The organism is Pseudomonas sp. I3-I5 (genome assembly GCF_022699445.1).
Lineage (GTDB): Bacteria > Pseudomonadota > Gammaproteobacteria > Pseudomonadales > Pseudomonadaceae > Aquipseudomonas > Aquipseudomonas fulva.
In genome coordinates this window covers 3,358,422-3,376,302 of record NZ_CP093940.1, presented here as the reverse complement: position 1 = coordinate 3,376,302, position 17,881 = coordinate 3,358,422, and the positions used below count along the sequence as shown (strand labels likewise).

Sequence of the window (17,881 nt, the reverse complement as noted above, 5' to 3'; positions counted from 1 at the left end):
TCATCGATAGGTCAAGCGCTAACCTTCCTCCATCGCATTTATCCCAGCCCAATGGAGGCCGTCATGTCCCACGTTCTGATCGTCGAAAGCAGTGCACGCCAGCAGGATTCGATTTCCCGCCAATTGACCCGGGACTTCACCGCCCAGTGGCGTGCCGCTCACCCGACCGACCAGATTACCGTGCGTGACGTGGCGGCCAACCCGGTGCCGCACCTGGACGCCGACCTGCTCGGCGGCTGGATGAACCCGCAAGACCAGCGCAGTGCAACACAGCTCCAAGCCCTGGAGCGCTCCAACCAGCTGACCGACGAATTGCTGGCAGCCGATGTGCTGGTGCTGGCGGCGCCCATGTATAACTTCACCATACCCAGCACCCTCAAGGCCTGGCTGGACCATGTGCTGCGCGCCGGGATCACCTTCAAGTACACGCCCACCGGCCCTCAGGGCCTGTTGAATGGCAAGCGCGCCATCGTACTGACAGCGCGCGGCGGCATCCATGCAGGGGCTGGCAGCGACCACCAGGAGCCTTACCTGCGGCAGGTGCTGGGCTTCATTGGCATTCACGACGTGACATTCATTCATGCCGAGGGCCTGAACATGAGCGGGGATTTCCATGAAAAGGGCCTGAACCAGGCCAGGGCAAGCCTGGCTTCGGTAGCCTGACTGCAGCGAATCTCACCCCGGGCACCTGTATCAGCGCTTGTGGGTGACCGCTTCATTCGAGCTTCGCAGCGCGTTCAACTCAATACGTACCCCACCGGCAACAGCGCTGGCGGCAGCGGCGTCTGCCCCAGTGCGGCCAATACATCACGCTCCACCGTTCGCACCATGGCATCGGTAGGCAGGTCGTTCTCGTCGCGGCCGAACGGGTCTTCCAACTCGTTGCCAATGGCATCGAGCCCAAAGAAGGTGTACCCCACGATGGTCGTGAACAGCGGTGCCAGCCAGCCTAGCGGTTCGGCCAGGGCGAACGGCAGCAACAGGCAGAAGATGTAGATGGTGCGGTGCAGCAGCAAGGTATAGGGGAAGGGCAACGGCGTGCCCTTGATCCGCTCGCAGGTGGCCTGAACCTCCCCAAGGCCCGCCAACCGCTGCGCCAGGAGGTTGTAGCGCCACTCGGACAAGCCCTGCTGCTCGGTCAGCCGCGAACACTGCTCGCCCAGTTGCAGGAGGATGCCGTTACACACGTTGTGAGGGCTGACCGCCTCGGCATTCCCCAGCCAGGGCCGCGCGGCAGCCAGGTCGTCTTCGTCTCGCAGCCTGGCATTGAGCGCCTGTGCGAACCCGCACAGGCTGCGCAGCATCTCGGCGCGTAGCGCGGCATCGGCGATCACCACGCTTTCGCGAGTGAACGACCGAATCTCGACGATCAACTTGCCCCAGGCCTTGCGGCCCTCCCACCAACGGTCGTAACACGCGTTGTTGCGAAAGCTCATGAAAATCGACAGCGACAAGCCGAGCAAGGTGAACGGCGTAGCGCTGACCGGATAGAAGAACGCTGGGTAATGCCGTTCGACCAGGACGATGACCGCCGCCAGCAGTGTGACCATCAGGCAGCGCAGGGCGATCTGTTTGATGATCGACCCTTTGAGGGTGAACAGCACTCGCAGCACACCCTGGGTGGGATGAACGATCATGGCAATCCAGAGACGGCGGGTCAGCCGCCGGTCATGTTCATGAAGCGCAGGATTTGAACGTCGCCGCCCACCTCGAAGTGATGGCGATACGGCTTGAGGTGCAACGAGTCACGAATGGCTTTTTCCAGCCGTTCAGCGTTGCCGGGGTGGGCACGCAGCACGTGCTTGAGGTCGACCGAGTGCTCATTGCCCAGGCACAACAACAAGCGCCCCTCTACGGTGAGACGTACGCGGTTGCAGGTGGCGCAGAAATTGTGGCTGTGGGGCGAAATGAACCCCACCCGGGTTTGCGGGGCATCGGCCAGGCGCCAGTACCGCGCGGGGCCCTGCGAAGATTCGGTCGACTCCACCAGGCTGAACTGCTCGGCCAGCGTCGCGCGTACCTCATCGCTTGAGAAAAACGACTCTTCACGGGCGTGCTCGCTGATCTGTCCCAGCGGCATCTCCTCGATGAAGGTGATGTCCAGTTCGCGATCGATCGCAAAGCGCACCAGGTCGACGAGTTCGTCGTCATTGCGCCCTTTGAGTACCACGCAGTTGAGTTTGGTCCGGCGAAAGCCGGCTTTACGTGCAGCATCGATGCCGGCGATCACCTGGTGCAGGTCGCCGGTGCGGGTCAGTTGCTTGAACCGGTCGGCATCCAGGCTGTCGAGGCTGATGTTCAGCCGCGTCACCCCCGCATCGAAGAGCGGTTGCGCCAGGCGCCCCAGCTGCGAGCCGTTGCTGGTCAGGCACAGCTCGCGCAGCCCCGGCAGGGCAGCGATGCGCCCGCACAGGTCGACGATGCCTTGGCGTACCAGCGGCTCGCCCCCGGTCAGACGAATCTTGCGGGTGCCCAGCGCCACGAAACGCTCGGCTACCTGGAACAGTTCTTCAAGGCTCAGGATCTGCTGGCGGGGCAGAAACTGCATGTCCTCGGCCATGCAGTACACGCAACGGAAGTCGCAGCGGTCTGTGACCGACATCCGCAGGTAGTCGATTTTCCGGTTGAAGCCGTCGATCAGTGCCCGGCTGCTCTGTTCCACGTACGCGCTCGAATCAGGGAGGTTGGCCTCCAAGCTAGCGCCTGGTGGGGCGGGCCGTCAAATGGCTTTGGCCGACCGACCGATAAATGCTCTCTATCACAGTTCAGCCCCCGCGTTTACGGGGGTCATCGAAGGCGCTTATCACCTCGTAGGATCTTTCGATTGGACGGCTCTACGCCAGGCTTCATAGGCTGGACAAAAGCCATAGCAGGGCGAGGACTTCACCCATGAGCCAGGATCCACACATCCGCGACTACAAAGGCGCCGCTGCCGGCTGGGGCGCGCTCAAGAGCGTGACCAAAAGCTGGCTGGGCAGTGACAACGCCTTCAAGAATTTGCGAGCCATGCTCAAGACCAACCAGAATGGCGGCTTCGACTGCCCTGGTTGCGCCTGGGGCGAGTCGCCGGAAAACGACACGGTAAAGTTTTGCGAGAACGGTGCCAAGGCCGTGAACTGGGAGGCCACTGGGCGCTCGGTCGATCCGGCCTTCTTTGCCCGCTACAGCGTCAGCGCCCTGGCCGATCAGACCGATTACTGGCTGGAGTACCAGGGTCGCCTGACCCATCCCATGCGCTACGATGCAGCCACCGACCACTATGTCGAAACGAGCTGGGCAGAGGCCTTCGCGCTGATCGCCAAGCACCTGCACGCCCTGGAATCACCCGATCAGGCCGAGTTCTATACCTCGGGCCGGGCCAGCAACGAAGCAGCCTTTCTTTATCAGTTGTTCGTGCGCGCCTACGGGACCAACAACTTCCCGGATTGCTCGAACATGTGCCACGAGGCCAGCGGCGTCGGCATGGCGCAGACCTTGGGCGTGGGCAAGGGCACCGTGGTCTTTCACGACCTGGAACTGGCAGACGCCATCTTCGTCATTGGCCAGAACCCTGGCACCAACCACCCGCGCATGCTCGAACCGCTGCGCGAAGCCGTGAAGCGCGGTGCCCAGGTGGTGTGCTTCAACCCGCTCAAGGAGCGGGGTCTGGAGCGCTTCCAGCACCCGCAGCACCCGCTGGAAATGCTCAGCAATGGCTCCGAGCCTACCAATACCGCCTACTTCCGCCCGGCACTGGGCGGAGACATGGCGGTGATGCGCGGCATTGCCAAGTACCTGCTGCAATGGGAGCGCGAAGCCAAGGCCAAGGGTGAACCGGCGGTGTTCGACCATGCTTTCATTGCCGAGCACACCAGCGGCATCGAGGCCTACCTGCAGACCTTGGATGCTACACCCTGGCCTGCCCTCGTGGCGCAGTCCGGGCTGACCCAGGCCGAGATCGAGCAGGCCGCGCGCATGTACCGCAAGGCCGAACGCGTGATCATGTGCTGGGCCATGGGCGTTACCCAGCATCGTCATTCGGTGGCCATCGTGCAGGAAATCGTCAACCTGCAATTGCTGCGTGGCAATGTCGGCAAACCCGGCGCAGGGCTTTCGCCAGTGCGCGGCCACAGCAACGTGCAGGGTGATCGGACCATGGGCATCGACGAGAAGCCCAAGGCCGCCTTGCTCGATGCCTTGCAAGCTCGTTTTGAGTTTCAGGTGCCGCGCACCCACGGGCACAATGCCGTACTGGCGATCAAGGCCATGGAAGAAGGCCGGGCGAAGGTGTTCATCGGCCTTGGGGGTAATTTTGCCCAGGCCACCCCTGACACCGCGCGCACCCATGCCGCCCTGCGCAACTGCGCGCTGACCGTGCAGATTTCCACCAAGCTCAACCGCTCGCATCTGGTGACCGGTGGCGATGCGTTGATCCTGCCCTGCCTGGGCCGCACCGAAATCGACCTGCAGGCCAGCGGCCCGCAAGGCGTGACGGTCGAAGACACCTTCAGCATGGTGCACATCTCCCACGGCCAGTTGCGGCCACGTTCGCCCCACATGCGCTCCGAGCCCTGGATCATTGCCGGCATGGCCCAGGCCACCTTGGGCAAGCACCCCATCGACTGGGAACACGCAGTCGCCGATTACGCCCATATCCGTAGCCTGATTGCCGATGTGATTCCAGGCTTCGAAAACTTCAACGAACGCCTGCAGCAACCTGGGGGCTTTCACCTGGGCAACCACGCCGCCGACCGTATCTGGCGCACCGCCACCGGCAAGGCACAATTCAGCCCCAATGCGCTCCCCGCAGAACTGGTCAACGCCCAGGTGCTGGCGCGTGGCGACAAGCCAGACTTGATCTTGCAGACCTTGCGCTCCCACGACCAGTACAACACCACCCTCTACGGTCTGGATGACCGTTACCGTGGTGTGTTCGGGCTGCGCGAAGTGGTGTTCGTCAACGAGGCCGACATTCGGCGCATGGGGTTCGAGCCGGGTGAGCGCGTCGATCTGGTGTCGTTGTGGGACGACGGCGTCGAGCGTCGGGTGTCGGGTTTTCGTCTGGTGGCCTATGACGTACCGCCGGGGCAGGCTGCCGCCTATTACCCGGAAACCAACCCCCTGGTGCCGCTGGAGAGTTATGGTGAAGGGACCTATACCCCGACCTCCAAGTTCGTGGCGATCAAGGTCGAGAAGGCCAAGGCGGATAATCGCATTGCAGCGGCACTGGCGACCGACTGAGTCTGATCAGGCGACAGGGTCACCTCTGCAACCCCGCGTCAACCGCGATTCACTGGAAAAGCCGTGGTGTATTTCATCTGCTCCATGGCAAAGCTCGAGGTAATGTTCGACAACCCATCAGTGCTAGTGATCAGCTTCTTGTAGAACCGGTCATACGCTGCGATATCACCCACTACCACCCGTAGCATGTAGTCCCAGTCGCCGGACATGCGGTAGCACTCCATCACCTCCTCGAACGCCGTGACCGTGGCGGCGAATTGCTCCAGCCATGCACTGTCATGACGCTGGGTCTTGACCTGCACGAACACGGTCAGGCCCAGCCCCAGCAGGTCAGGATCCAGCAGGGCCACACGACCGACGATGTAGCCTTCGTCTTCCAGGCGCTTGACCCGCTTCCAGCACGGGGTGGTGGACAGGTTGACGGCCTCGGCCAAGGCCTTGAGCGAGAGCGCGGCATCGCGCTGCAACAGGGTCAGGATGTGTCGGTCGAAGCTGTCCATAGGGGGCATGGGCCGTGGCGAAGAAGTTTTCACAGGGTACTCCAAGGTCAGGGCTTTTGCGTTGTGCGATAGTGGCAACCTTACCTCTGCCAACGAGCCCGACCATGTCCGACAAGCCGCGCCATTTCGCCACCCGAACCATTCATGCCGGCGAGCAGTTCGAAGTCGCCGACAATGCCATTTTCCCGGCCATCGTCACGGCCAGTTCGTTCATCAAGCGCGGCCTGGACGACACGCCGGACTACTCCTACAGCCGCGTAGGCAACCCCACCCGCCACGCCTACGAGACCTGTGTTGCAGCCCTGGAAGAAGGCGTCGGGGCGGTGGCCTGTGCGTCAGGCGTGAATGCCACCGCCACCGTGCTGGAACTGCTGCCCAAGGATGCCCACGTGGTGGTGATGAACGGCGTATACGGCGGCACCTTCCGTATCATGGAGGACTACCGCAGCCGTACTTCCGGCCTGACCACCACGTACGTCGATCTCAATGACCTGGAAGCCGTGGCTGCTGCGATCAAGCCCGAAACCCGGCTGATCTGGATTGAGTCACCGACCAACCCATTGTTGCACCTGGTCGATATCAAGGCCGTGTGCGACCTTGCCCGTACCCGGGGCATCCTGACCTGCATCGACAACACCTTCTGCTCACCGTGGAACCAGCGCCCGATCACCCTGGGCGTGGACCTGGTCATGCACTCGGCCAGCAAGTACATCGGTGGCCATTCCGACCTCACCGGTGGCGTGGTGGTGGCGGCCAGCGAAGACCTGCACCGGCAACTGCGCCGCATCAGCATGGCCATCGGCGCGGTGCAAGGGCCGTTCGATTGCTACCTGGCGTTGCGCGGCCTCAAGACCCTGGACGTGCGCATGGAACGCCAGTGTGCCAACGCGCTGGAAGTGGCCCGCAGGCTCGAAGGCCACCCGCAGGTCGAGCAGGTGTACTACCCAGGGCTGCAAAGCCACCCGCAGCATGACCTGTGCAAGCGCCAGATGCGCAGCGGCGGGGCCGTGGTCGCCATCAAGGTCAAGAGCGATCGGGCAGCGCTAAACCGTCTGGTCGAAGCGCTGCAGATTTTCGTACTGGCCGATTCGCTGGGCGGGGTCGAAAGCATGATCAACCATTCCTGGACCATGTCCCACTGCTCCATGAGCCCCGAGCAGAAAGGGGCGATGGGCATCAGCGAAAACCTGTTGCGCCTGTCAGTGGGCATCGAGGCGGTTGCCGACCTGATCGATGACCTGGAAACGGCGCTGGGCGCTTTGGCCGGATAACAAGGGCAAGGCTGTGCTGGCGAGGGGTTCAGCGCCAACCCGTCATGCGACCGATGATGGGCTGGCGCCAGCAAAGAGGCCGGTGATTACTTGGGCGGGTGGATGATGCGCTCGATCTTGTCCTTGATCAGCAGCCGCTCGCGGCGCAAGCGCGTGACGGCGTCGTCGTTGGTGCCGTTTTTCTCGGCGGCGACCACTTCCTTGTCCTTGGCGTTGTACTCCTTGTGCAAGCCATGCAGCGTCTGGTCCTTGTCAATGAGCGCCTGGAATGCGTCAGCGGTAACGTGCAAGTCAGCGAGCAGATCGTGCGGAACAGGCATTTCTTCACCTCTGTCAGGGGGATTGGTTAAGGTCCTGACCTCTGAGGATAGCCGCGTTTGCCTCGACGGGGGAGGCCGCGAATCCTGAACCCCTGCTGAACGACTGACAGGTCCTCATCGAAATCAGCGCTTTCACTAAATTGTTACGTTATTTTTCACAGAAAATTGATGGCCCGGTTTCTAGAGTTCGCCCTGCTTGCTCCCAGTGCCATCCGGCGCTGGTGGTCACTTCTCTTGGTTGCGAACCTGAATGCTCAACATCAAACCCCTGCGCACCGAATGGGTCACGCTGCTGGCCAGCCTGTACCTGTTGATAGGCATGAATGTTTTCCTGTGGCAGCACCTGGAGCAAGTCGTGCCCCCCGGCTTGCCCGGCCTGTGGCTGACCCTCGCGTTTGCGGTGCTGATGTTGTTCGCCTTCAACCTCATTCTTACCCTCATTGCCTTCCGCTATGTGCTCAAGCCCTTGCTTGTGCTGCTGTTCGTCAGTGGCGCGGCGGTGGCGTACTTCATGAATCGCTACGGCGTGCTGATCGACGCGGGCATGTTCGCCAACATCGCCGAAACCAACGTGGCAGAAGTGCGCGACCTGCTGTCGCTGAAGTTCGCCTTGTACATCCTTGTCCTTGGGGTGTTGCCCTCGGTGCTGCTGTGGCGAGCACCGGTGGTGTACCGGCCGTGGCAGCGCGAGCTGTTCGGCAAGCTGGTGGTCACGGCGGCCTGCGTGGTAGGCCTGGGCTCGGTGGGGTTGGCCAATTATCAGGGCCTGTCGTCGCTGTTTCGCAATCATCATGAACTGCGCCTGATGCTGACCCCCAGCAATATCGTCGGTGCCTCCATGGCGTACGTGAGCGAGCGCGTGGTCACCAGTGCACGCCCCTTTGCGCACTATGGCGAAGATGCCGCCCGCACCCCGGACTGGCAGCGTCACCAGCGCAAATCCCTGACGGTGCTGGTCGTGGGTGAAAGCGCGCGCGCCGATCACTTCGGCGTGCTGGGCTACAACCGCGATACCACCCCCAGGCTTGCCGCCGAGCAGGGGTTGCTGGCGTTCTCGGACGTTCATTCCTGCGGCACTGAAACGGCTGTGTCGGTACCCTGCATGTTCTCCGGCATGCCCCGCAAAGCCTACGATGCCCGCGTTGCCAAGAACCGTGAAGGGTTGCTCGATATCCTCGAACGGGCAGGCCTGGACGTGCAGTGGCGCGACAACCAGTCCGGGTGCAAGGGCACCTGCGACCGCGTGCAGTTCATCAACATGAGCAAGCTCAAGGACCCGCAGTTCTGCGCCGAAGGCGAGTGCCACGACGAAATCCTGCTGCAGGGCCTGGGCGAGCTGATCGACCATTTGGACAAGGACACCGTGCTGGTGCTGCACCAGATGGGCAGCCACGGGCCCGACTACTTCAAACGCTACCCCAAGGCCGAGCAGCGCTTTGCCCCGGTGTGCCAGAGCAACGCCTTGGACCAGTGCAGCCAAGCGCAGATCATCAATGGCTACGACAACACCCTGGCCTACACCGACCGGGTCCTGGCCAGCCTGATCGACACCCTGCGCAGCCGGCAGGACAAGGTCGATACGGCCATGATCTACCTGTCAGACCATGGCGAATCGCTGGGCGAGTACAACCTGTTCCTGCACGGGACACCGTACGCCATCGCTCCGGAACAGCAAAAGCATGTACCGCTGCTGGCCTGGTTCTCCGACAGCTATCAACAGGACTTCGGTGTCGATACCGATTGCCTGGCCAAGTTGAACGACGCGCCCTTGTCCCAGGACAACCTGTTCCACTCGATGCTGGGGTTGCTGCAAGTTCACACCCAGGTGTACGAGCGTTCCCTGGACCTGTTCGCCAGCTGCCGGCCCTGGCTCACCGCCAAGCGTTGAGCAGGCCGCCGGCCGGGTTGCACAGTCCATGAAATTGCACCATTGATCGACATCAAGGATGGCCCGGGTTTCACCAGCAGTGCCCGCGCCGTATATACTGCGCGCCAATGTTAGTGGGAGAGCCTTGTGGCCATCGAAATTCACTGGATCCGTGACGACCTGAGCCTGGCCGAACACTGCCGCGACTGGCGCCAATTGCCCTTTGTCGCGGTCGATACCGAATTCATGCGCGTCGACACCTTCTACCCCAAGGCAGGGCTGATCCAGATTGGCGATGGCAAGTGCGCGTTCCTGATCGACCCGCTGTTGATCGGCAACTGGCAGCCGCTGGCCGAGCTGATCGAAGACCGTAACGTGGTCAAGGTGCTGCATGCCTGCAGCGAGGACCTGGAGGTGTTGCTGCGCCTGACCGGCAAGCTGCCCCAGCCGCTGTTCGACACCCAGCTGGCCGCCGGCTACCTCAACCTGGGCTTCTCCATGGGCTATTCGCGGTTGGTGCAGGAGGTGCTGGGCATCGACCTGCCCAAAGGCGAGACCCGCTCCGACTGGCTGCAACGCCCGCTGTCCGAGACCCAGGTCAGCTATGCCGCCGAGGACGCCGTGCACCTGGCCGAGCTGTTCAGCGCCTTGCGTGCGCGCCTGTCCGACGACAAGTATGCCTGGGTGTTGGAAGACGGTGCTGAACTGGTGGCCCAGTTGCGCCGCGAGGTACAGCCCGACAGCCTGTACCGCGAGGTCAAGCTGGCGTGGAAACTGTCGCCCCAGCAATTGGCGGTGCTGCGCGCCCTGTGCGCCTGGCGCGAGCGCGAGGCCCGCCTGCGTGATGTTCCGCGCAACCGCATCCTCAAGGAGCATGCGCTGTGGCCCATTGCCAAGAGCCAGCCGACCAACCTGGCGGCCTTGGCCCGCATCGACGACATGCACCCGCGCACCTTGCGCCAGGATGGCGAAACCTTGCTGCAACTGATCAAGCACGCCGCCAGCCTGCCGGCCGAACAATGGCCCGAGCCACTGCCTGAGCCGCTGCCGATCGAAGCCTCGGGCATTCTCAAGCAACTGCGCGCCGTCGGCCAGGCCGAAGGGCAGCGGCTGGGCATCGCGCCCGAGCTGATGCTGCGCAAGAAAACCCTCGAGGCCCTGCTTAAAAGCGGTTACCCCGACGGCCCTTACACCTTGCCCGATTCGCTGCGCGGCTGGCGCCGTGAGCGGATGGGCCAGGCACTGCTGGACAGCCTGGCCGGTGCCGGAGACCCTCAATGAAACGCATCTGCTCGATCTACAAGAGCCCCCGCAAGAACGAAATGTACCTGTACGTGCTCAAGGCCGATGGCCTGCAACGCGTACCCGAAGGCTTGCTGCCGTTCTTCGGCACGCCCCAGCACGCCTTCGACCTGGTGCTCAGCCCCGAACGCAAGCTGGCCCGCGAAGACATCACCAAGGTGCTGGAAAACCTCGACAACCAGGGGTATCACCTGCAGATGCCGCCGCCGGATGACGAGTACATCGAGCACCTGCCCGACGAGTTGCTGCACCGTAACGATCCCGCCTGATCATGCGCGTACTGATTGCCGAGCATGACCACGTCCGCTACGCCGACCTGTTGCACCAGGCGGCACCGCACCTTGACGTCCTGACCAGCGACGACTCCGCGCAACTGGCCCGGCTGGCGCCGCAGTGCCCGGTGTGGCTCGGTCAGCCCGACCTGCTGGCGAGCCTGTTGCGCCAGGGGCATCGGCCTCACTGGATGCAGTCGACCTGGGCCGGCGTGACGCCGCTGCTGGCGGCGGGACTGCCCCGCGAGTATCGCCTGACCCGCGCCGTGGGCATTTTCGGCCAGGTCATGGCCGAATACATGCTCACCTACATGCTGGGCCATGAACGGCACGTCCTGTCGCGCCTGGTCAGCCAGGTGGAGCGGCGCTGGGACGACCGCCCCGGTTGGTCGCTGCAGGGCCGCAAGGTGTTGATCGTTGGCACCGGCGACATCGGTCAGGCGGTGGCCGAGTTCCTGCGTCCGTTCGGGGTGGTGCTGTACGGTGTGGCCAGTGAGGCCCGTGAACAGCCGCCATTCGTCGAGGTAGCCGCCCTGGACGATCTCGCGCGCCTGGTGGGCCAGGTCGATTATGTGCTGAACCTGCTGCCCGACACGCCGGCCACGCACGATATCTTTGACGCGGCGATGTTCCGGCGTTTTCAGCCGACTGCTTTGTTCATCAATGCCGGACGCGGTGTGGCAGTCGTCGACGCGGACCTGGTGGATGCGCTGAAGGAGGGTCACCTGGCCGGGGCGGTGATCGATGTATGCCGCCAGGAACCGCTGCCCAGGCAGCATCCGTTCTGGACCGCCTGGGGCCTGTTGCTCACCGGACACAGCGCCGCGCCCACCACGCCTGCGGCCATGGTGCGGTTGTTTCTCGACAACCTGCAGGCGTTCGAAGCCGACCAGGCGCTGCGCGGCGAAGTGGACTTCGACCGCGGGTATTGATCGTTCGGCCTGGGCCAGAGCGCGTTGCCTGCGGGTAGCGCCTCATGGCGGCCCTTCACGCGTACCGATCTACCACGCGCCTGTGCGCGAGCATGGCTGACAAGCGGTCTGGTATTGCTGCATGCCAGGCCCTAGACTGGCGCCGCCACGGCCAGCAGCTCCATGCTGCACGCCTTAACGAACCGTTTCAAGCGCGGTCTGCTTCGGGCCCGATGCCGGACACGCGCTGCTGATCCCTTGCAGGAATTCGCGTCATGATCGCTGACAACGCCCCCTTCTGGCGGCGCAAAACCCTCGAGCAACTCAACCCGCAGGAATGGGAATCGCTGTGCGACGGTTGCGGGCTGTGCTGCCTGCAAAAGCTCGAGGACGAGGACGACAACAGTGTTTATTACACCCGCATCGCCTGCACGTTGCTCGACCTCGACACCTGCCAGTGCAGCGACTACCCCAATCGCTTTGCCCAAGTGCCCGACTGCATTCAGCTCACCCCGGGCAAGGCTGACCAGTTTCGGTGGTTGCCAGCGACCTGCGGTTACCGTCTGGTCAGCGAAGGCAAGGACCTGCCGGCCTGGCACCACCTGGTATGCGGTGACCGCCAGCAAGTGCATGAACAGCGCATATCCCAGGCCGGGCGCATGCTCAGCGAGCGTGACGTGCACGAGGACGACTGGGAAGACCACCTGATCTTTCGCGCCAGCTAACCAGGCGCTTTACCCACTGGTGAACAAGGAGTGTCGGTATGCGTTGCCGTTTGAGTGTGCTGGTGGCCATGTTGGGATTGCTGGCGGTGGCACCGGCCTGGGCGAAAAAAGTCGATCTTGACTATCAGGTCCGGTTGTTGCCCGCGACCGGGCAAGCCGAAGTGCGCCTCACGCTTGCCGATGGCAGCGCCGTGCGCAGCCTGGACTTCGACCTGGGCAAGGCGGGTGCCTACAGCGGCTTCCAGGCAGATGGCCACTGGCAGCTTCGCGGCCAGCGCGGGGTATGGCAGCCAGCGGCTGGCAAGACCAGCCTGAGCTATCGCGTGCAGTTGAACCAGCTCCACGGTCCTGGGGTGTACAACACCCGTATGACGGCGCACTGGGCACTGTTCCTAGGCGACCAACTGGTCCCACCCGGTCGGCTGGACCAGCAGGACGGCACGGAGTTGGTCGCCCGCCTGGCATTCGATTTGCCCGAAGGCTGGAAAAGCGTCGAGACCGCCTGGCCACGTATTGGCAAGGACAAGTTCCGCATCGACAACGTCTCGCGGCTGTTTGATCGACCCACCGGCTGGATCCTGGCTGGCAACCTGGGTAGCCGCCGTGCGCGCCTGGGCGAAACCGACGTGACGGTGGCAGCGCCGGTCGGGGAAGGGATGCGCCGCCTGGACAACCTGACCTTGCTGACCTACATCTGGCCGCAACTGCAGGCCACCTTCCCAAGAAACCCGCCCAAACTGCTGGTGGTGGGCGCACGCGATCACATGTGGCGCGGGGCGATGGCAGCTCACGGCTCGCTCTACCTGCACAGTGGCCAGGCCATGGTCAGCGAGAGCGGTAGCAGCCCACTGCTGCGCGAAGTGGTCCAGTTGTTCACGCAGCTGCGTGGGCGTGAGGGCAATGACTGGTTGATCGAGAGCTTGACCGACTATTACGCCACCGAGCTCCTGCGCCGATCAGGCGGCCTGAGTGATGACCGTTACCAGGCCTGGCAGGCGCGCCTGAGCAAGCAGGGCGCAAGTGTCAAGCACCTCAAGGGGCAGCAGGCAACGCCTGCCCAAGTGGCGCGAGGGGTGATGCTGTTGCAGGCGCTGGACAAGGAGATCCGTATTCACACCCAGGCCCGGCAATCGCTCGACGACGTGGCGCGAGGGCTGATGCGGCTACCGAGCGTCAGCCTCGAGGACTTCGTTCAGATCAGTGAAAACGTACTTGGGCGTCGGTCGGAGGCGTTGCAGAGCAAAGTGCTGCGTTGACGCGCTACGCAATGCCCGATGGGAGCCACGCGTTGCACAACCTTTGAAGGCCATCGGGTCCGTAAAGCGGTTCCAGCAGTACGGAATCTGAGATTCCGGAGCTGCTGCGCAGCCCGTCGCGGCCGGTCCGGCGCCCCGGCCGCCCTCAAGTCGAACGTGTGACGACTACCAATCAAACCGCAAGACGTCATGGTTAAGCCTTGCCGCAGCGCCGCCACGGCAAGGCCAAAACACTGGCCAGGGCATCACACTCCAGCGACAGGGTCCTTGCCAGTCACCGTCACGCCTTCGGTGGCCGCTTTAGCACTGTCCTTCAGTGCAGTGAGCTCGTCCCCAGTACGCTTGAGGTCCGATTTCAGCTGATCGTACTGATCGCGGTGGTGCTGCAACCACGCCTTGGTAGCGCAATGCCCGGTAAAGCCGCGCACCAGCGCCAGGCCACCGATGGCCACTTTGAACAGCCCTACGATACCGCCCTGGCTAAGCCCTTTGCCCACCAGCAAAGCACCACCGGCCAACGACGTGGCGCGTTCGATGCCATGGACGTTCTTTTCCTGCAACGGTGCATCAGCGTGATTATCAAGCATTGGTAAGCCCTCTTCGTGATGTGTAAGCAGCTGACCTGCCGGCGGCGGGCGGCGTTCACTCCATGTGCCAGGCGAGCCTCCTGGCGGTCATGACAGCGCACGCATCACTTGAATTTCGGGCCTGAGCGGGTGTTCAGGCCCTTGGCCAGGCGGTCGTACAGCACCACGTTCACCGTCGCTGCCAGGTTCATGCAACCGGTAGTGGGGATGTAGATGGTTTCCTCGCACCAGGCCCTGACGTCGGGGCTAAGGCTGCCGTCTTCGGGGCCGAAGATGTAGATGGCCCGGTCCGGGTGGGTATAGTCGGGCAGGGGGCGGGCGCCTTCGACCAGCTCCACCGCCACCGGGGTGCAGCCCAGCGGGATGATGCGTTGCAGGTCATCGATGCCGATCAGCGGAATGTCGTAGTGCACGCGCTTGGTGTCGGTCACGAAGTCCCGCGCGCGTTCGTACCGCTTGCCGGTATAGAACACCGAGTTTACCCCGTAGCAGCCGGCCGCACGCATCACCGAGCCTACGTTTTCGGCCGACTTGGGGTTGAACAGGCCGATGCAACTGTATCGTTTGTTAGCCACGAACCGGGGCCCTTCGCAAAAAAGACGCGATTATACGGGTTGCCCGGTCATAGCGGGGGCTACCGGTCAGTCCTTCTTCAGCATGCCTGCCAGCGCCGCGAACGGATTGTGGGTGGCCTTGGCAATGCTAGGGGTGCTGGTAGAGCCTTCGCTGAAGTATTGCTGATCGGTGTAGCGCGAGTGTTCGTTGTCGTGGCAGTAGAGGCACAGCAGCTCCCAGTTGGAGCCGTCCTGCGGGTTGTTGTCGTGGTTGTGGTCGCGGTGATGCACGGTCAGCTCGCTCAGGCGCTTGCCGGCGAACTCGCGTGCGCAGCGCCCGCATACATGCGGGTACATCCTCAGGGCCTTGTCGCGGTAGCCCATTTCCTTGTCGCGCTTGGCATCGGCGAGAATGCGGTCCAGGCGCGCAGTGGCGGCGGAAGTAGAGGAGGTCATGGTGTTTCCTTCGTTCTGATCAGGCAAATGACGGTTATGCCGTCGAGTCTAGCGCGGCTGCATGATCGGCGCCCAGGCGAAAAATGTCATATGGGCGTAGCCTGTAGGAAGGTTCTGAACAGGAGGTTGCCGATGCTTGCTGCGATTCTCGCCGTTGTCCTGGCGGCAGGCGTGCCTGCGGCTCACGCTGCCAGCACGCCACCCCGGTTGACCACACCTGTACCCGGCGCGCCGGGCACGCCTACACCCACGCCGTATCCGCAGATCACCCCAAGCAGCCCGCCCAAGGCCACCGGCACCTCCCAAGGGGCACCTTTGCTACCGCCAATGCCAGTGCCTGGCCCGCCAAAGGACCAGCCTTTACCAGGGTTGCGGCAGGATGCAGAGAAACCGGTGCGGGACACGGAGTGAGCGAAGGCGGCTGTCCTAGCGTTGCCGATAGCGCCACAACCGAACACGAACGCCAAGGCCGCTGGGGCCGCCTCACACACACAAACAGCTCGAAACCTCAGGCAACCCCCAGCTCACCCAGCACAAACCCGTACTCCAGGGCTACATCCTTCAACCCCTGGTAACGCCCGCTCATACCCCCGTGTCCGGCACCCATTTCGGTCTTGAGCAGCAGCAAGTTGTCATCGGTCTTGCGCGTACGCAGGCGGGCGACCCACTTGGCCGCTTCCCAGTACTGCACCCGGCTGTCGTTGTAGCCGGCCACCACCAACATCGCCGGGTAAGGCTGGGCTTTCACGTTCTCATACGGCGCATAGGCCTTGATGCGCTCATACACCTCAGGTACCTCGGGATTGCCCCATTCGTCATACTCGGTCACCGTCAACGGCAGCTCAGGGTCGAGCATGGTGTTGAGGACATCCACGAACGGCACCTCGGCGATGGCACAGCGAAACAGCTCGGGACGCAGGTTCAACACGGCGCCGATCAGCAGCCCGCCAGCGCTGCCCCCGCTGATGGCCAGGGTAGCGGGGGACGTCACGCCCTCGTTGATCAGGTGTTCGGCGCATGCGATGAAGTCGCTGAAGGTATTGCACTTGTGCTCCTGCTTGCCGGCACGGTACCAGGCCTCGCCCAGCTCGCCGCCGCCGCGCACATGGGCAATGGCAAACGCCACGCCACGTTCCAGCAGGCTCAGCCGCGCATGGGAGAACCACGGATCCAGGCTCTCGCCATAAGCGCCGTATCCGTACAGGTAGAGCGGTGTCGTGCGGCCCCCATCCTGACGCCGTCGCACCAGGCTGATCGGTACCTGGGTGCCATCTGCGGCGGTGGCCCACAGGCGTTCGCTGACATAGGCGTCGGCATCGAAGGGCCCCAGCACCGGCGTCTGCTTGAGCACTTCCTGCGCGCCAGTGGCCAGCGCCAGCTGCCGCACCTGGGCCGGCCGGTTCAGCGCCTCGTAGCGCAAGCGTATCCGAGGACTGTCGAATTCCAGGCTGTCCTGCACGTGCAGGCTATAGGCGGCGTCGGGTAAAGCCACCCGGTAGGGCGCCAGCCCCTGTGGGCGCACTTCGATGATCGGCAGCCCGCCGTCACGCAGACTCAGGGTCAACGCGCTGGCATTGAGGCTCAGCCCTTCGAGCATGATGTCATCGCGATGGCCTACCAACAGCTGCCACTGGGCGCGGCTAGGCACGGGGTCGACTGGGGCGTGATACAAGGCGAAGTTGATGCCGTCCTGGTTGGTGCGGATGAACCATCGCCACTGCCCATCGAGCAGGCCATGATCGGGGAAGTATTCATGGCTTTCCACGCGCGGTGCCAGGCAGGTGAACGGCGCTTGCGGCGTGGCCGCGTCCAGCACCCAGGCTTCGCTAGTGGTCTTGCTGTTGAGCAGCAGCACCAATTGGCGTTCGGAACTGGTGCGGTAACAGTGCAGGAAGAACCGGCCATCGGGCTCCTCGAACACCCGCTGGGCACCGTCCTGACCCAACGTATGCCGGTACAGCCGCCAAGGGCGATGGGTATCGTCGAGTTCGGCGAAGAACAGCGTGCGGCTGTCATTGGCCCAGGTCAGGCTGCCATCGCAGCCGTCGAAGGGCAGGGTGGTTACATCGCCTGTGGCCAGATCCTTGACGTACAAGGTGTAGATTTCGTCCCCGCTGGTGTCCAGGCTATAGGCCAACAGGCGATGGTCGGGACTAACGTTGAACGCCCCCAGCGAAAGAAAGCCGCCGCCTGCCAGGGCGTTGGGGTCCAGCAACAGTTGCTCCTGGCCTTCATCGACCGTGTTGGAATCATCGCCAGGGCGTGGGCAGCGGTAATGGCGGGGGTATTCATCGCCAGCGGTGGTACGGGTGTAGTACACGTAGGGCCCCCATGGCGAAGGCAGGGACAGATCGGTTTCCTGGATGCGGCCCTTGATCTCCTCGAACAACTGCTCGCGCAACGGGGCCTGATGAGCCAGACAGGCTTGCTGGTAGGCGTTTTCCGCTTCGAGGTAGGCCAGTACCTGGGGCTCGTCACGCTGTTGCAGCCACGCATAGGGGTCGGTCGCGTCGTCGGCTCTGGCCAGGGGCGGCAAGTGGGTGCTTGGCATCGAATTTCTCTCGGTTCTTGAAGGGCGCTGCCGGCAGCTTCGTTGGCGTGCCGGTACAGGCAAACACTGTTTGCGCCAGGAAATGTGTT

General features: G+C 63.2%; 18 protein-coding genes. 10 read left to right on the top strand and 8 right to left on the bottom strand.

Annotated elements, in window-relative coordinates; all coding sequences use genetic code 11:
* The first annotated feature begins 63 nt into the window (after positions 1-63).
* Positions 64-663, top strand: a complete 600-nt coding sequence (locus tag MOP87_RS15000; protein ID WP_027915809.1) for an FMN-dependent NADH-azoreductase — start codon at positions 64-66, stop codon at positions 661-663.
* 74 nt (positions 664-737) lie between these two features.
* On the opposite strand, the gene MOP87_RS14995 is transcribed toward MOP87_RS15000, so the two are convergent.
* Together MOP87_RS14995 and moaA are read right to left on the bottom strand one after the other, a co-directional pair.
* A complete protein-coding gene (locus MOP87_RS14995) occupies positions 738-1,637 on the bottom strand; it encodes a bestrophin family protein (protein ID WP_027915810.1) in 900 nt (299 codons plus the stop codon).
* 20 nt (positions 1,638-1,657) lie between these two features.
* A complete protein-coding gene (gene moaA, locus MOP87_RS14990; RefSeq protein ID WP_027915811.1) occupies positions 1,658-2,662 on the bottom strand; it encodes a GTP 3',8-cyclase MoaA in 1,005 nt (334 codons plus the stop codon).
* 227 nt (positions 2,663-2,889) lie between these two features.
* Here moaA and MOP87_RS14985 point away from each other — a divergent pair, with 227 nt between their 5' ends.
* Complete coding sequence (locus MOP87_RS14985) at positions 2,890-5,220, top strand: FdhF/YdeP family oxidoreductase (RefSeq protein ID WP_110607556.1); 2,331 nt, start codon at positions 2,890-2,892, stop codon at positions 5,218-5,220.
* 38 nt (positions 5,221-5,258) lie between these two features.
* Here MOP87_RS14985 and MOP87_RS14980 read toward each other — a convergent pair whose 3' ends face one another.
* Entirely contained in the window at positions 5,259-5,720 is a 462-nt protein-coding gene (locus MOP87_RS14980; protein ID WP_027915813.1) for an Lrp/AsnC family transcriptional regulator, read from the bottom strand.
* Between the two features lie 104 nt (positions 5,721-5,824).
* On the opposite strand from MOP87_RS14980, the gene MOP87_RS14975 reads away from it, so the two are divergent.
* Positions 5,825-6,991: a PLP-dependent aspartate aminotransferase family protein gene (locus MOP87_RS14975; RefSeq protein WP_242809754.1), complete on the top strand. Its 1,167-nt coding sequence runs from the start codon at positions 5,825-5,827 to the stop codon at positions 6,989-6,991.
* An 86-nt stretch (positions 6,992-7,077) separates the two neighbouring features.
* On the opposite strand, the gene MOP87_RS14970 is transcribed toward MOP87_RS14975, so the two are convergent.
* Entirely contained in the window at positions 7,078-7,311 is a 234-nt protein-coding gene (locus tag MOP87_RS14970; RefSeq protein WP_027915815.1) for a YdcH family protein, read from the bottom strand.
* A 250-nt stretch (positions 7,312-7,561) separates the two neighbouring features.
* Between MOP87_RS14970 and MOP87_RS14965 the strand changes: the two genes are divergently transcribed.
* From MOP87_RS14965 to MOP87_RS14940, 6 genes are all read left to right on the top strand, one after another.
* Entirely contained in the window at positions 7,562-9,199 is a 1,638-nt protein-coding gene (locus MOP87_RS14965; RefSeq protein WP_242809752.1) for a phosphoethanolamine--lipid A transferase, read from the top strand.
* 126 nt (positions 9,200-9,325) lie between these two features.
* The gene (rnd, locus tag MOP87_RS14960; RefSeq protein WP_028686835.1) at positions 9,326-10,459 is read left to right on the top strand and encodes a ribonuclease D; all 1,134 of its coding nucleotides are present in this window, start codon (positions 9,326-9,328) and stop codon (positions 10,457-10,459) included.
* Positions 10,456-10,749: a YcgL domain-containing protein gene (locus MOP87_RS14955; RefSeq protein ID WP_023534892.1), complete on the top strand. Its 294-nt coding sequence runs from the start codon at positions 10,456-10,458 to the stop codon at positions 10,747-10,749. Before rnd ends, MOP87_RS14955 begins: the two co-directional genes overlap by 4 nt.
* 2 nt (positions 10,750-10,751) lie before the next feature.
* Entirely contained in the window at positions 10,752-11,684 is a 933-nt protein-coding gene (locus MOP87_RS14950; protein ID WP_128610271.1) for a D-2-hydroxyacid dehydrogenase, read from the top strand.
* Between the two features lie 254 nt (positions 11,685-11,938).
* The gene (locus MOP87_RS14945) at positions 11,939-12,388 is read left to right on the top strand and encodes a YcgN family cysteine cluster protein (RefSeq protein WP_023534903.1); all 450 of its coding nucleotides are present in this window, start codon (positions 11,939-11,941) and stop codon (positions 12,386-12,388) included.
* Between the two features lie 38 nt (positions 12,389-12,426).
* The gene (locus MOP87_RS14940) at positions 12,427-13,644 is read left to right on the top strand and encodes a hypothetical protein (protein ID WP_104926462.1); all 1,218 of its coding nucleotides are present in this window, start codon (positions 12,427-12,429) and stop codon (positions 13,642-13,644) included.
* Between the two features lie 245 nt (positions 13,645-13,889).
* On the opposite strand, the gene MOP87_RS14935 is transcribed toward MOP87_RS14940, so the two are convergent.
* From MOP87_RS14935 to MOP87_RS14925, 3 genes are all read right to left on the bottom strand, one after another.
* Positions 13,890-14,231: a DUF2892 domain-containing protein gene (locus MOP87_RS14935; RefSeq protein ID WP_111475265.1), complete on the bottom strand. Its 342-nt coding sequence runs from the start codon at positions 14,229-14,231 to the stop codon at positions 13,890-13,892.
* Positions 14,232-14,335: 104 nt separating this feature from the next.
* Positions 14,336-14,806 carry an RNA methyltransferase gene (locus MOP87_RS14930; protein WP_028686833.1) on the bottom strand — a complete coding sequence of 157 codons (471 nt, stop codon included), beginning with the start codon at positions 14,804-14,806 and terminating at the stop codon, positions 14,336-14,338.
* A gap of 66 nt (positions 14,807-14,872) precedes the next feature.
* Positions 14,873-15,241 (bottom strand): YajD family HNH nuclease, encoded by a 369-nt coding sequence (locus tag MOP87_RS14925; protein WP_023534919.1) that lies wholly within the window; start codon positions 15,239-15,241, stop codon positions 14,873-14,875.
* A gap of 132 nt (positions 15,242-15,373) precedes the next feature.
* On the opposite strand from MOP87_RS14925, the gene MOP87_RS14920 reads away from it, so the two are divergent.
* Entirely contained in the window at positions 15,374-15,652 is a 279-nt protein-coding gene (locus MOP87_RS14920; protein ID WP_082693192.1) for a hypothetical protein, read from the top strand.
* A gap of 97 nt (positions 15,653-15,749) precedes the next feature.
* Here the strand turns inward: MOP87_RS14920 and MOP87_RS14915 are convergent, their stop codons facing one another.
* Positions 15,750-17,792 (bottom strand): S9 family peptidase, encoded by a 2,043-nt coding sequence (locus MOP87_RS14915; protein ID WP_242809750.1) that lies wholly within the window; start codon positions 17,790-17,792, stop codon positions 15,750-15,752.
* Positions 17,793-17,881: the final 89 nt, after the last annotated feature.